Annotated in this window: 13 protein-coding genes; 3 read left to right on the top strand and 10 right to left on the bottom strand. The window is 73.8% G+C overall.

Features of this window, described 5'->3' with window-relative positions; all coding sequences use genetic code 11:
• Nucleotides 1–55: 55 nt before the first annotated feature.
• The 3 genes from EBO36_RS00260 to EBO36_RS00250 form a co-directional block, all read right to left on the bottom strand.
• Nucleotides 56–1369, bottom strand: coding sequence for a hypothetical protein (locus tag EBO36_RS00260; protein WP_122822843.1), 1314 nt, complete (start codon nucleotides 1367–1369; stop codon nucleotides 56–58).
• Nucleotides 1370–1549: 180 nt separating this feature from the next.
• Nucleotides 1550–3238, bottom strand: coding sequence for an exo-beta-N-acetylmuramidase NamZ family protein (locus EBO36_RS00255; protein ID WP_244925318.1), 1689 nt, complete (start codon nucleotides 3236–3238; stop codon nucleotides 1550–1552).
• Between the two features lie 11 nt (nucleotides 3239–3249).
• A complete protein-coding gene (locus EBO36_RS00250; RefSeq protein ID WP_122822842.1) occupies nucleotides 3250–5334 on the bottom strand; it encodes a glycoside hydrolase family 3 N-terminal domain-containing protein in 2085 nt (694 codons plus the stop codon).
• A gap of 229 nt (nucleotides 5335–5563) precedes the next feature.
• Here EBO36_RS00250 and EBO36_RS00245 point away from each other — a divergent pair, with 229 nt between their 5' ends.
• The 3 genes from EBO36_RS00245 to EBO36_RS00235 all read left to right on the top strand — a co-directional run bounded on the left by EBO36_RS00245 (nucleotide 5564) and on the right by EBO36_RS00235 (nucleotide 8570).
• Nucleotides 5564–6130: a DNA-3-methyladenine glycosylase I gene (locus EBO36_RS00245; RefSeq protein WP_122822841.1), complete on the top strand. Its 567-nt coding sequence runs from the start codon at nucleotides 5564–5566 to the stop codon at nucleotides 6128–6130.
• Between the two features lie 367 nt (nucleotides 6131–6497).
• Nucleotides 6498–7427, top strand: a complete 930-nt coding sequence (locus EBO36_RS00240) for an LLM class F420-dependent oxidoreductase (RefSeq protein WP_122822840.1) — start codon at nucleotides 6498–6500, stop codon at nucleotides 7425–7427.
• A 93-nt stretch (nucleotides 7428–7520) separates the two neighbouring features.
• Entirely contained in the window at nucleotides 7521–8570 is a 1050-nt protein-coding gene (locus EBO36_RS00235) for an LLM class F420-dependent oxidoreductase (protein ID WP_122825343.1), read from the top strand.
• 6 nt (nucleotides 8571–8576) lie between these two features.
• Here the strand turns inward: EBO36_RS00235 and EBO36_RS00230 are convergent, their stop codons facing one another.
• The 7 genes from EBO36_RS00230 to nrdF all read right to left on the bottom strand — a co-directional run bounded on the left by EBO36_RS00230 (nucleotide 8577) and on the right by nrdF (nucleotide 14019).
• Nucleotides 8577–8996, bottom strand: coding sequence for a ChaB family protein (locus EBO36_RS00230; RefSeq protein ID WP_122825342.1), 420 nt, complete (start codon nucleotides 8994–8996; stop codon nucleotides 8577–8579).
• 85 nt (nucleotides 8997–9081) lie between these two features.
• Nucleotides 9082–9747: a hypothetical protein gene (locus EBO36_RS00225; protein WP_122822839.1), complete on the bottom strand. Its 666-nt coding sequence runs from the start codon at nucleotides 9745–9747 to the stop codon at nucleotides 9082–9084.
• Nucleotides 9744–10124, bottom strand: coding sequence for a VOC family protein (locus tag EBO36_RS00220; protein WP_122822838.1), 381 nt, complete (start codon nucleotides 10122–10124; stop codon nucleotides 9744–9746). The genes EBO36_RS00225 and EBO36_RS00220 overlap by 4 nt, the downstream gene beginning before the upstream one ends.
• A gap of 66 nt (nucleotides 10125–10190) precedes the next feature.
• On the bottom strand, nucleotides 10191–11009 hold the full coding sequence (locus EBO36_RS00215; protein WP_122822837.1) for an alpha/beta hydrolase: 819 nt from the start codon (nucleotides 11007–11009) through the stop codon (nucleotides 10191–10193).
• Between the two features lie 205 nt (nucleotides 11010–11214).
• Complete coding sequence (locus EBO36_RS00210) at nucleotides 11215–11952, bottom strand: hypothetical protein (protein ID WP_187695826.1); 738 nt, start codon at nucleotides 11950–11952, stop codon at nucleotides 11215–11217.
• 103 nt (nucleotides 11953–12055) lie between these two features.
• Nucleotides 12056–12904, bottom strand: coding sequence for an SDR family oxidoreductase (locus EBO36_RS00205; protein ID WP_122822836.1), 849 nt, complete (start codon nucleotides 12902–12904; stop codon nucleotides 12056–12058).
• Nucleotides 12905–13044: 140 nt separating this feature from the next.
• The gene (gene nrdF, locus EBO36_RS00200) at nucleotides 13045–14019 is read right to left on the bottom strand and encodes a class 1b ribonucleoside-diphosphate reductase subunit beta (protein WP_122822835.1); all 975 of its coding nucleotides are present in this window, start codon (nucleotides 14017–14019) and stop codon (nucleotides 13045–13047) included.
• Between the last annotated feature and the right edge of the window lie 27 nt (nucleotides 14020–14046).

The raw sequence follows: 14046 nt of genomic DNA, 5'->3' as shown, positions 1-14046 counted from the left end.
GTCCCGCAGACGTTCCGAGGCGTGTGCGGGGCCCGGGTGACCCACCGGAGGTCCCTCAGCTCGGGTTGACGAGCGTGACGTTGAGCGAGTCGATCGCCCCGGCGAGGGTCTGCACGTGCATGGCCAGCCCCTCGGCGACGGCCTCGGACGGCAGCTCGCCCGCCGAGATCTCCTCGAAGAAGTCACCGGCCGTACCGCGGTAGGTGTCGAGCTCCATCAGGGCCTCCTGCGCGCCCTCGTCGTCACCGGAGGCGACGGCGTCGGCGTAGTCGACGAAGTAGCCGATGTGCTCACGCCACAGCGGGAGGAACGCCTCCTCCTGCTCCGGCCCGGCCAGCGAGCCCACGGCCTCGGCGAGCGCGACGGAGTTCCCGTCGAGGACACCCGCGGCGGCTTCGAACGCCTCCGACCCGGTACCGCCCTCGGTGGTGTACGCGGTGAAGACCCCGAGACCGGCGAGGTAGGCGTGCTCCTGGAGCAGCGCGGTGAGCTGCGCCCGCAGCGTCGCCGCCTCGTCGTTCGGGTCTCCGGCCATGTCGGTGGCGGTCGCGAGCCCGGTGGCGATCGTCGCGGCGCCGTCGACGACGTGCGACGCCGCCTGCTGCAGCGAGGCGTAGGCCTCGGGGCTACCGGCCGCGAGGTCGTCGATGGCGGCCGAGAGCGTGGTGACGTGCATGCTCAGCGCCTCGGCGATGGCGTCCGCCGGCAGCTCCCCGGCGCTGATCTTCTCGAAGAAGGCCCCGGCCTCCTGCGTGTAGCCCTCGAGGTTCGCGGTGGCCTCCTCGAGGCCGGCCGTGTCCCCGGCCTGCGCGGCGACGGCGTAGTCGACGAAGTAGCCCACGTGGTCGCGCCACAGCGTGAGGAACGCCTCGCCCTTGTCCGCGCCGGCGAGCGAGCCGATGGCCTCGGAGAGCGCGACGGAGTTTTCGTCGAGGGTGGCCGCGGCGGCCTCGAACTCCGGCGAGTCGGGGCCGGCGGCGTATGCCGTCGCCACGGCGGTGCCGGCGAGGTAGACGTGCTCCTGCAGAAGAGACGTGAGGGCGGCCCGGAGCCCGGCGGCGTCGGAGTCGACCTCGCCGGGGATCTCGAGGGCGGTGACGAACCCGCCGGCCAGGGTCGTCGCCGTCTCCGGCATGTGCTGAGCCGCGGTGCGGAGATCGACGAACGGGTCGCCGGTGCTCATCGGCATGACCGCGCTCGCACCCTCGTCCATGGTGTGGTCGGTCATCTCGGGAGCCGAGGTGGTCATCGGCGTGCTCTGCGGGGTGGCGTCGTCCTGCATGTCGCTGCCGCAGGCGGACAGGCCGAGGGTGAGGGCCAGCGCGACGCCTATGGAGGCGGTGACTCGGGTGGGACGGATGGTGCTCATGATCGTTTCCTCCGTGCTCGGTCCTGATCTGTCACCAGGGGTTCGGAGCGGAGGGGGGACCGGATGGGTACGACTCTTTCGCGGCCTTGTCGCCCGACGGCGAGAGGCGCCCCCCACCGTGGTGGGGGACGCCTCTCGTGTGGGTCGGACGCGCGGGCTCAGCGCGTCGTCAGCGGCCGGTCAGGCGCGGGCCCCGCGGCGCCGGGCCACGAGGGCCCCGGCCCCGGCGAGACCGGCGAGACCGGCGAGCAGGGCGAGGCCGGCGAGCGGCGCACCCGTCGAGGGCAGGCCACCACGGCCGCCACCGCCGCCGCCTGCGCCGTCGTCGCCCGCGCCGCCGTCGTCGGTCGTCGGGTCCACGCTGGGCGCGGTCGTCGTGGGGTCAACCGTCGGGTCCGCGGTCGGCGGGGCCGTCGTCGGGGTCACCGTCGGGTCCACCGTGGGCTCGTCCGTCGTCGGCGGGTCGGTCGGCTCGTCCGTCGTCGGGTCCGGGGTGGGCTCGTCCGTCGTGGGCGGGTCCGTCGGGACGACGTCCTCGTAGAGGCGGTACGGCTCGGCGGCGGTGTCGAAGGCCGCGAGGTCCTCGGCCCAGCCGGCGATGATCTCGTCGGGGTCGACGCCCTGCTCGAGCTGCATGCGCACGCTCCGGTCACCGCTGAGGCGGTCGATCCAGCAGATGTCGGCCTCGGTCTCGCACCGCTGGTCCGGGTAGATCGTCCCCTCGCGCCAGTCGACCTCGTCGATGCCGTGGTAGAAGGCGTCGACGACGTGCAGCCCGGTGCGCACCGGGACGTACGCGGCCGGGTCGGTGATGTGGAGCTCGACGCCGCCGGAGAGGCGACCGGCCTGCTTGCTCGTCGTGGGGTTGGCGAACATCGGGCGGAAGTGGACGCCCTCGAGGCCGCGGGAGTTGAGCTCCTCGGCCAGCTCGTACGCCTCGACCTCGTTGACGTCACCGTGCCCGATCCACAGGAACGGCTTGGTGGTGCCGCGGCCCTCGGAGGCGTTGAGCGACTCGACGAGGCCCGTGCCGGGGTAGGCCCACGCCGTCTCGATGGTGGGGATGTTCGGCGACGGCGCCACCCACTCGAGGCCGTAGCCCTCGGTGAAGTCGTCCGGGTCGTAGCCGTTCATCTCGACGACCGAGAAGTTCTCCACCGGCTCCTCGAGGAACTCCCCGTTGAAGAACGAGGCGAGCTCGCCGACGGTGAGGCCGTGCTGCAGGGGGATCTCCCGCAGGCCGACGAACGACGACAGCGCCGGGTCGAGGATCGGCCCGTCCATGCGGTCGCCGAGCGGGTTGGGCCGGTCGAGGACGATGAAGTCCTTGTCGAACTCCGCGGCGGCATCCATCGCGTAGTACAGCGTCCAGATGTAGGTGTAGAACCGCGCCCCGATGTCCTGGATGTCGAAGAGGAGGACGTCGACGTCCTCGAGCATCTCGGCCGTGGGGCGCTGGGTGGCGCCGTAGAGGGACCACACCGTCAGGCCGGTGCGCGGGTCCTCGTAGTTGGGCACGGTCGCCCCGGCCGGTGCGCCGCCCAGGATGCCGTGCTCGGGCGCGTACAGCGCCGTGAGCTCGTAGTTCCCCGCCTCCTGGTTCTCGATGAGGAGGTCCATCGTGTGGGTGAGCTCGCTGTTGACGCCCGTGGGGTTGGTGATGAGGCCGACGCGCTGGCCGTCGAGGGCGTCGAGCTGCTCCTCGAGGAGCACCTCCACGCCGAGCTCGACGGTGGGGCTCTGCCCCGGCAGCGCAGCCGGGAGGGCCGTCGGGGCCGGGGTGGCCACGGCGATGGACCCGGCGACGAGCGCCAGGGACCCGGCGAGGCCCACCGCGAGCGCGGCGCCTCTGCGGGACGTACGGGTCATGACCTGTCCTTTCATGGGTGGACGAGCGAGGGACGACGGCGCAGGGCGAGGGCGCCCATGGCCAGGAGGAGCAGCGCGGCGCCGGCGAGCAGGCCGGCGTCGGCGCCGGTCGACGGCAGGGTGCCGCCAGGGGTGGTGCCCGGCGCGGCGCCCGGCGTCTGGTCCGCCGGCGCCGTGGGGCCGGCCGTCGGGTCCTCGGTCGGACCCTCCGTCGGCGGCGCGGTGGGCTCGTCGGTCGGCGTCGGCGCGGGGGGCGCGTCGGTGGGGGGCGCCGTGGGCTCGTCGGTCGGCGGCTCCGGGGTGACGACGGGGTAGCGCAGGCCGTGGCCGAGCGCGTAGAGCTCCCCCTCGCCGTCGATGGTGGGGATCATGACGGGCAGGCGCCCGCTGGGGTTCACCACGCCCATGAGCACCCGGGCGGCCGCCGTCACGGAGACGTCGGCGTAGCTGTAGGTGGCGAGCGCCGCCTCCGTGCTCGCCGTCGTGGCCACGTCGTAGGGGCTGCGCACCGCGACCTGGACGACCGGGACGTCGCCGTCGGCGAGCCCGGCGACGAGCGCCTGCTGCGGGACGCTGGGGACGAACACGGCGGACTGCGTGAGGACGACGACGACGTCCTGGTCCGCCGTCGCCTCCACGGCCGCGGCGACGGCCGCGCTCACGGCGGCGTCGTCAGCGGCCGGCGGCTCGGGCACGCGGTGCACGGTGACCTCGGCGCCCAGCGCGGTGAGCTCCTCCGCGATGACCTCGTACCGGGCGTTGCCGCCGAAGCCGGCGAGGAGCACCCGGGTGCCCGCCTCGAGCGGCAGGACGCCGGAGTTCTCCAGCAGGGTGATGCTGTCGTCGGCGATGGTGCCGGCGGTCGCGTAGTGCTCGGGGGTGGCCATGACGTCGTCGACGGCGTCGAGGTCGACGAACGGGTCCGCCAGGACGCCCCGCTTGTCCTTCTGCTCGAGGATCCGGCGGACGGAGGCGTCGATCCGCGCCTCGGTGAGCTCCCCGGACTCGACGGCGGCGATGACGCCGTCGTAGGCCACGCGGAGGTTCGGCGGCATGAGCATCTGGTCGGCGCCGGCGAGGATCGCCTCGACGGGGACCCGGTCGTCCGAGAACTCCTCGCGCACCCCGGCCATGCTCAGGGAGTCGGTGACGATCACGCCGTCGAAGCCCATCTCCTCGCGCAGGAGCCCGGTGAGGATCGGCTCCGACAGGGTCGCGGGCCGGCCGGACGGGTCGAGCGCCGGCACGGCGATGTGCGCGGTCATGATGGAGTCGGCGCCCGCCTCGATCGCGGCCTGGAACGGGGGCAGGTCCTCCGCACGGAGCTCTGCCGCGGACTTCGTGATGATCGGGACGGCGAGGTGGGAGTCGACGTCCGTGGCGCCGTGGCCGGGGAAGTGCTTGATCGAGGAGGAGATGCCGCCGTCGTCCTGGAAGCCCTGGACCTGGGCGCGGACGAGGGCGGAGACGAGCGCGGTGTCCCCGCCGAAGGCGCGCACGCCGATGACGGGGTTCATCGCGTTGGAGTTCACGTCCGCGATGGGGGCGTAGTCCTGGTTGATGCCCACGGCCGCGAGCTTCTCGGCGGTGATGCGTGCGGCGTTGCGCGCGTGCTCGGCGCTGCCCGTCGCGCCGAGGGCCATCGCGCCCGGCAGCTGCGCGGAGGGCTGGGGGAGGCGGACGACGACGCCCTCCTCCTGGTCGATGGAGGTGGTCATCGGCACGCCGCCGTCGGCGGTCGCGCGCGCCTGGATGTCGTTGGACAGCTGGGCGACCTGGCCCGGGGAGTTGAGGTTGTTCGACCAGCCGAAGTAGATGACGCCGCCCGGGTGGAACTCCTCGATGACCTCGCCGATGGTCTCCACGCCCGCGGCGCCCACGTTGCGGGGGTCGGCCTGGTCGATGCTCTCGCCGTAGACGAAGGGAACGAACATCTGGCCGACCTTCTCCTCGAGCGTCATCCGCTCGATGATCGCGTCGATGTCGGGGCCGGCGTCGGGCGGCTGGTTGATCGCCGCACTCGCGGGGGTGAGGGAGGCAAGGAGGAGTCCGGCCGTGGCGCCGGCAAGGCACCAGCGGCGGTAAGGGCTTCGCATATTCAGGTCATTCCTCTCGGCGGGCGACGGCGCCCGCGCATGGCGTGATCGACACTCTGGCGCGTCGGTCGCACGCAGGTCAATGCTTGCCGCCGCAACATCCGGCTGCTGAACAGATTTTCATCCGAAGGTCTGGATTTTCGGTGCCCGCCGCGGCGCCCCGCGGCCCCTGTCCACAGCCCGCGCCACCCGCCGCTCGACGTCGCCCCGGCGGGTTAGCCTCACGGCCATGCGCTGCTTCGGGGACGGTGATCCGCTGTACGAGCGGTACCACGACGAGGAATGGGGCCGACCGCTTGCGGACGGCGACGACGACGAGCGCGCGCTGTTCGAGCGGATCAGCCTCGAGGCCTTCCAGTCGGGCCTGTCCTGGTTGGTGGTGCTGCGCAAGCGCGAGGCCTTCCGCGAGGCCTTCCGCGGCTTCGACCCGCACGCGGTCGCCGCATTCACCGACGACGACGTCGACCGCCTGCTCGCCGACGCCGGCATCATCCGCAACCGGGCGAAGGTCGAGGCGACCATCGCCAACGCCCGGGCGCTCCTCGCCCTGCACGACCGGGGCGAGACGCTCGCCGGCCTCCTCGCCCGCCACGCACCGCCACCCCGCGAGGCGCCCCCGGCCGACCCGTCGCAGGTGCCCTCGGCGACGGCGGAGTCCCACGCGCTGGCCAAGGAGCTCCGGGGGGCCGGGTTCCGCTTCGTCGGGCCGACGACCGCCTACGCGACCATGCAGGCGGTCGGCGTCGTCGACGACCACCTCGCCACCTGCGACGTGCGCGCGTCCGCCCGCGGATGAGCGCCAAAAAAAGGTCGTGACACGGCCGCCGGGGCGTGCCTAGGCTAGGACCACACGGGAAAGGAGGTGGTCCGAAAGTGAATTCTTCTGGGACGCGTGAGGTGGCTACCCGCTAGCCGTCAACCGGACGGACCACCGGTCCACCGCCCGACGGCGGCGAGACCCAGGTAGTCACCGGAGCCCGCGGGGGCCGTGGCTCGTCCACCACGGCACCCGGCCGCACGGCCGGGAACCCGCGGGCTTTCCCATGCCCGCAGGCCCTTGCGACGGCGGCTGCCACCCCCGCGGCCCCCGGCCTCCGCCCGAGGTCGGCGCCCGGGCGGCCCCGGGTCGGCGCCAGGTCGCCGCACCTGGCAGGCTTGCGGGTATGGACCTGCGCATCTTCACCGAGCCCCAGCAGGGGGCTTCCTACGACGACCAGCTCGCCATGGCACAGCGTGCCGAGCAGCTCGGGTTCGACGCGTTCTTCCGCTCGGACCACTTCCTCCGCATGGGCGACGGCGACCCGCTGCCCGGCCCCACGGACGCGTGGACGACGCTCGCCGGCATCGCCCGTGAGACGTCGAGCATCCGCCTCGGCACGCTCGTCACGTCCGCGACCTTCCGCCACCCCGGCATCCTCGCCGTGCAGGTCGCCCAGGTGGACGCGATGTCGGGCGGACGCGTCGAGCTCGGCCTCGGCGCCGGGTGGTTCGGGCAGGAGCACGCCGCGTACGGGGTTCCCTTCCCGGACAAGCGCTTCGGCATCCTCGAGGAGCAGCTCGAGCTCATCACCGGCATGTGGGGCACCCCCGTCGGGGAGACCTACACGTTCGCCGGTGAGCACTACCGGCTCACCGACTCCCCCGCCCTGCCCAAGCCCGTCCAGCAGCCGCTCCCGATCATCGTCGGCGGCGGCGGACCCCGGCGCACCCCACGTCTCGCCGCCCGCTTCGCCACGGAGTACAACCAGTCCTTCCCCGAGAAGGACGTCGTGGTGCCGCAGATCGGCCGGGTCCGCGCGGCGTGCGAGGAGGCGGGGCGCAACCCCGACGAGCTCGTCTACTCCGTCGCGTTCATCGCCTGCGTCGGCAAGGACGACGCCGAGATCGCCCGGCGCGCCGCCGCCATCGGCCGCGAGGTCGACGAGCTGCGCGAGCACGGCCTCACCGGCACGCCGGCGGAGGTCGTCGACGGGCTGGGCGCCCTCGCCGAGCAGGGCATCTCCCGGGTCTACCTCCAGTGCATGGACATGAGCGACCTCGAGCACCTCGACCTCATCGCCGCCGAGGTCCTGCCCGACGCGCAGGCGCTGTAGCCCTTCCGGGCCGTCGCCGGGCCCGCACCACGCGGTGCGGACCCGGCGGCGCGCCTGCGGCATGATCGGGGCATGGACGACGACGTCCCGGGCCTGCGGCTCGGCTTCCACACCGGCTACTGGTCGGCCGGGCCCCCGGCGGGCGCCGCCGAGGCGGTCGCGGCCGCCGACGACCTCGGACTCGACTCGGTGTGGACCGCCGAGGCGTACGGCTCCGATGCCTTCACCCCACTCGCGTGGTGGGGCTCGCGGACCACGCGAACCCGGTTGGGGACCGGGATCGCGCAGATGCCCGCCCGCACCCCGACCGCGACGGCGATGGCCGCCCTCACCCTCGACCACCTCTCCGGGGGCCGCGCCATCCTCGGGCTCGGCGCCTCCGGGCCGCAGGTGGTGGAGGGCTGGTACGGCCAGCCCTACCCGCGCCCGCTCGAGCGCACCCGCGAGTACGTCGACGTCGTCCGGCAGGTCCTGCGGCGCGAAGCCCCCGTGACCCTCGACGGCCGGCACTACCAGCTGCCGTACCCAGGCGGCACCGGCCAGGGCAAGCCGCTGCGGGCCACCGTCCACCCACTGCGCGCAGACCTGCCCGTGCACCTCGCCGCCCAGGGGCCGAAAAACACCGCCCTGGCGGCGGAGATCGCCGACGGGTGGTTGCCCGCCTTCTTCTCCCCCGCCCTGGACGAGAGCTACCGCGCCGCCCTGGCCGAGGGCTTCGCGCGGCGCTCCGCCGACCTGTCCCCGGCCGACTCGTTCGAGGTGAGCGCAACGGTGCCCGTGGCGCTCGGGCGGGACGTGGAGGCCGCGGCGTCCGCCGTGCGTCCGCACGTCGCGCTGTACGTGGGTGGCATGGGATCGGCGACGACGAACTTCCACCGCGAGGCCCTCGAGCGCCTCGGGCACGAGGCAGCGTGCGCCGAGGTGGCACGCCGCTGGGCCGCCGGCGACCGGGCCGGGGCGGCGGCCGCCGTCCCCACCGAGCTCGTGCTCGACGTCGCCCTCGTCGGCACCCCGGCGCAGGTCCGCGACCAGGCCCGCGCCTGGCGGCGCAGCGTCGTCACCACGCTCATCGTGCAGACCGATCCGCGCGCGCTGCCCGCCGTCGTCGACGCCCTGCGCGAGGGGCCGCCGTCCGGAGCGTGACTGTCGTCAGGAGCGTGACGTGCGGCTCTCGCGGGCGTTGGCCTTCTGGATCGCCTCGACGAGCTCGTCCTTGGTCATCGTCGAGCGCCCCGGCACGTCGAGCTTCTTCGCGACGTCGTAGAGGTGGGACTTGGAGGCGTTGGCGTCCACGCCGCCCGCCGTCGGACGGTCGGTGTCCGCCCCGCCCTCGGCCTGCCGGTCGGACGGGCCCGGCTCGTCCTTGGGCTCCCAGTGGTCGCCCACCTTCTCGAAGCTGTGCTTGAGCGCGGAGTACCCGACCCGGTGGGCGCGCTCGGCGTCGCCGTACTCCTCGGCCGCCGCGTCGTGCGCCTTGGCGAACGTGCGCTGCGCCTTGACGGGTGAGCGCTTGAGGGTCTCAGGCAGCTCCGACTGCTTCGGCTTGCCGTCCTTGGTGGTCTTCGGCATCGGGGCCACTCCCTTCCCTGGGCACCTGTGCCCCGACCGTAGGACAGGTCCCGGGCACGCGCAGGCGGAGTGCGCCGGCCCGCGCTCAGCTCGCCGGTTCCGGGCCCGCTCCCCGATCGGCGCCGAGCTCGACCGTGCTCACCACGCGCACGAGGCTGGGACGAGCGGGCGTCGAGCTGAAGCCGAAGGCCGGCGGGGGGCTCACCGGGCGCAGGTTCCCGAGGTCGGTGCCGTCCCACCACGCGCGGGCCGCGGTGATCCGGTGCTCGTCCCGTGCGGCGTACCACTCGCGCCGCCCGCCGCCGGCGGTCCCCAGCGTCCGCACCCCGGGCAGCACGAGCCGGGCGACCGGCCCGACGGCGAGCGCCCAGGCCCGGCTCAGGCTGATCCCCGGCGGTTGGCGGCGCAGCAGCCTCCCCAGCCCCGTGCGCCCGCCAACCGTGAACTCCGCCCGCAGGGGGCCGGCGCTCACCCGCCAGCGGCCGCTGGGGTCACCGGGCGTGGCGTGCGGCGGCCGCCGGACGGTGACGGGCACCTGCCGGACCTCGTCGAAGCGGTACGTGCCGGCGACGAAGGACGCGACCTCGGGGTCCGGGGCGAGGAGGACGCGGTGGCCGTCGGCGCGCTCCACCATGACGTCGGCGAACGCCCCGAAGGGCGACCGCGGCCAGGTGCCGAGCACCAGCCGCGTCCCCTCCGCCGTGCCGAGACCCGCGATGTGACCGCGGAAGCGCCAGCGCCGCGCCGTCACGCCTGGCCGGGCGCTGCGCCCGTCGGGGCCTGGAAGAGCCCGAACGGCGACCCCTGGTCGTCCCGGCACAGGACGAAGCGCCCGTACTGGTCCTGGGCGTCGTCCTCGCCCTCGACGTCGTGGTTGTCGTCGACGCCCCCGCCGAGCTCGACCACGCGCGCCTTCGCGGCCTCGATGTCGTCCACGCGGAAGAACGCGTACGGGCTCGCCCCGGCATCACCGCCGTGCATGCCGCCCGGGACGCCGGGCGTCGCGATCATGTACCCGTCCTCGCCGGGACCGGGTGAGAAGGTCCAGCCGAAGAGGCGCTCGTAGAAGGCTCGCCCCCGCGCGGTGTCCGCCACCCCCAGCTCGAAGAACGCCAGCTCACCAGCCATCGTCGTCCCTTCCTCCCGGGTGTGCGGCACGCTACCCGCGAGCGAGCGCCGGCGACAGCGGGCCGCTCAGGTCCCGCACCGCCCCGTGACCTCGACGAGGGCGTCGATGAGCGCCCGCCCCTGGGCCACCTCGGGGTCGTTGTGTCCGCCGCCGTCCACCGTCACCTCGACGACATCGACACCCGCCTTCCGCGCCGTGCGCGCGACCTCCCGGCTCTGGTCGGCCGGCACGATGGTGTCCGCCGTGCCGTAGACGACGGCGGTCGGCGCGCGCACCTGGGCGACGTGGTCGACCACGGGGTACCGGTCCCGGAGGAGCACGCCGACGGGCAGGCCGTACGCCGCCTGGCCGGCGGCCGCGAGCGTGGTGAACGGCGAGCGCAGGACGAGCGCGGCCGGCGGGTGCGCGGCGGCGAGCTCCGCCGCCACCGCCGCGCCGAGGCTCTCCCCGAGGTAGACGAGCGCGTCGGGGGCCACCCCCTCGGCGAGGAGGAAGGTGCGGGCGGCGCGGGCGTCACGGGCGAGGCCCTGCTCGGTGGGGGCTCCGGGGTTGCCGCCGTAGCCGCGGTAGTCGAGGAGGAGGACGCCGAAGCCCTGCTCCGCCAGGGCACGCGCCAGGGGCGCCCGCCCGCCGCGGTTGCCGCCGTTGCCGGGCGTGACGAGCACGGTCGTGGCGCAGCCCGGCGAGGGCGGCCGGTGGTAGGCGCCGAGCTCCAGCCCGTCGCTCGTCCGCAGGACGACGTCGCGCCCGTCGGGCAGCACGGCGGCGGCCGGGGGCGGCGAGGTGCCGTCGGGGTGGTAGATGAGCGCGCGCTGGCCGAACCACAGGGCACCGACGAGCCCCACCGCGACGACGACCAGGGCGCCGGCGATCGTCGCGACCATCCGGACCCTCCTGCCCCGCCCGCGCCGTGCGGCCATACCGCCAGCGTGGCACGGGGCACGCCGGCCCGCCGTCGGCGGCGCTCACCGGTCCGCAGCGTCCAGCCGCGTGAAGGGCCGCCGGGCTCACCGGTCCGCAGCGCTCACCGGTCGGCAGCGTTCAGCCGCGCGAAGGGCCGCCGGACTCAGCCCCGCAGGTCCGCCGCGCTCAGGCGCGCCCTGGACCGCCGTCGGCGCCGCGCTCCGGTCGCTCGTCCCCGGGGCCGGCGGGTGAGCCGCCCAGGGCTCCGGCGATGCGGCGCTCCATGGCGTCGGTCGCCTCCTCCGGCACGACCACGAGGCCCTCGAGCTCGCGCATCGCCCGCCGGTAGGCGGACTGCCGCTCGGCGTGCGTCGCGGCGCGGTCCTCCGCGAGGGCGAGGAGCTGCTTGGCGCGGCGCAGCGCCTCGCGCTCGGTGTCGGTGAACGTCGTGGTCCGCCGTCGCCGCGCCTCCCCCTCGAGGACGTCGAACGCCACCGCCAGGTCGGTGACGGCGGTGCGGTAGGCGACGTACCGGTCGGGGTCCTTGAGCTCCTTGGGCGCGGCCGGGCGCAGCCCGTCGGCGTGCCGCTTGGCGCGGTGGAACTCCACGGTGAGCGCCTCGCGCATGTCGGTCATCATCGGGTAGTCGATGAGCTTGGCGACGTCGAGCTCGTAGGAGCGCCAGCGCTGCTCGACGCCGTCGTGCTCGGCGATGAGCCGCCGGACGTCGTCACCGGTGACCGCCCCGAGCGCGGCAGGCCGCTCGCTCGGCGACACCTGGCCGTACTTGATCCGCGCCATCTCGAGCCGGTCCCGGCGACGGCGGTCGTCCCACTCGCGCAGCCCCTGGACGCCTCCGGCGATGAGCCCGGAGAACGGGAAGACCAGCCACCAGTAGGAGGCGGCGAACTGGGCGAGATCCACGTCACGAGCGTAGTGCGGTAGACCACACCCCGCGGACCGCCCGCGCCCCACCGGGGGGCGCGGGCGAGCCGCGGCGTGGCGTGCGTGGGGCTATCGGCGCTCCCTACGCCTGCGCGGCCGCCTGGCCGGCGCGCATCTGCCCGAAGCGCTCGCCCACCCGGGCATCGGCCCAGGCCCAGGCGTCCTCGCCGCGCAGGACGACGTCGCTCCCGCCGTCGCAGTACATCGTCTGGCCCGCGCAGTGGGTGTTCTCCGGCGAGGTGAGCCAGATGAGCAGGTGGGCGATCGCCTCGGGGGGCTGGTGGTAGTTGAGCGGCATCGGCACCGCGGCGTCGACGAACGCCACCGACTCCGGTGCGGTGAGCATGCCCGCCGTCATCGGCGTGGTGACGACGCCCGGGGCCACCGCGTTGAGCGGGATGCCCGCGCCGGCCCACTCGGGCGAGACCGCCCGCGCGCGCACCCAGCGGGAGATCGCGCGCTTGGACGAGGCGTAGATGAGGCCGCCGCGACGGGGGTCGGCGGCGAGCTCCTCCGCGATCGCGGTCGCCTCCGCCTCCGAGGAGGAGAGCAGCGCCTCGACGAGCTCGGCGGAGTTCGGCTGCAGCGACGACACTGAGCTGATGACCGCGGCGCGGGGGGCGTCGGAGGCGGCCAGGGCGGGCCGGAGACCCTCGAGGAACTCGGTGGCGCCGTAGTAGTTGACCGCCACGGTCGTCGGGATGGGCAGCGAGATCCCCGCGCAGGCGATGACGGCGTCGATCCGGCCGTCGGTGGCGGTGAGCACGTCGGCGACCGCCGTGCTGCGTCCGGCGGCGGTCGACAGGTCCGCGGTGACGTCGGCGCCACGCAGGTCCACCCCGACGACGGTGGCCCCGGCCCGGCGGAGCAGGTCGGTGGTGACGGCTCCGATCCCCGACCCGGCCCCGGTGATGACGTACGTACGCGGCATGAAGCGCTCCTTGGTTCGGGGTTGCCTCCTCCCCGCTCGTGCCCCGCTCGGCGGCGCGCCCGAGCGGGGCGGAGGTCGTGTGTGTGCGGCCGCCGTTGCGACTGCCGCTGGCTACCGGCGTGGGCAGCCCGCTGGGATCGTCAGAAGTCCCAGTCGTCGTCCTGCGTCTCCACGGCCTTGCCGATGACGTAGCTCGAGCCGGAGCCGGAGAAGAAGTCGTGGTTCTCGTCGGCGTTGGGGCTCAGCGCGGACAGGATCGCCGGGTTGACGTTCGTCGCCTCCTTGGGGAAGAGGCCCTCGTAGCCGAGGTTCATCAGCGCCTTGTTGGCGTTGTAGCGCAGGAACGCCGAGACGTCCTCGGTGAGCCCGAGGGGGCCGTAGAGGTCCTCGGTGTACTGCTCCTCGTTCTCGTAGAGCTCGAAGAGCAGCTCGAACGTGTAGTCCTTGAGCTCGGCGCGACGCTCGGGCGACGCCTGCTCGACGGCCCGCTGGTACTTGTAGCCGATGTAGTACCCGTGGACGGCCTCGTCGCGGATGATGAGGCGGACGAGGTCCGCGGTGTTCGTCAGCTTCGCCCGGCTCGACCAGTACATCGGGGCGTAGAAGCCGGAGTAGAAGAGGAACGACTCGAGCATCGTCGAGGCGACCTTGCGCTTCTCCGGGTCGTCGCCGCGGTAGTAGTCCATGACGATCGCGGCCTTGCGCTGGAGGTTGGTGTTCTCCTCGGACCAGCGGAAGGCGTCGTCGATCTCCTTGGTGGAGATGAGCGTGGAGAAGATCGAGGAGTAGCTCTTCGCGTGCACCGACTCCATGAACGCGATGTTCGTGTAGACGGCCTCCTCGTGCGGGGTCACGGCGTCGGGGATGAGGCTGACCGCACCCACCGTGCCCTGGACCGTGTCGAGGAGCGTGAGACCGGCGAACACGCGGGTCGTCATGAGCTGCTCGTGCGGGGCGAGGCTGTTCCACGACTGGATGTCGTTGGACACCGGGATCTTCTCGGGCAGCCAGAAGTTGCCGGTGAGGCGGTCCCAGACCTCGACGTCCTTCTCGTCCTGGACGCGGTTCCAGTTGATCGCCTGGACGCTGCTGACCAGCGTGAGCTTCTCGGCCACTTCTCCTGCTTTCCTTGCGTTCGTCGT

The sequence above is a fragment of the Georgenia faecalis genome, assembly GCF_003710105.1.
Classification (GTDB): Bacteria; Actinomycetota; Actinomycetes; order Actinomycetales; family Actinomycetaceae; genus Georgenia_A; species Georgenia_A faecalis.
Note: the sequence above shows the minus strand (reverse complement) of the source record. Positions and strands in the feature narration are given on the sequence as shown.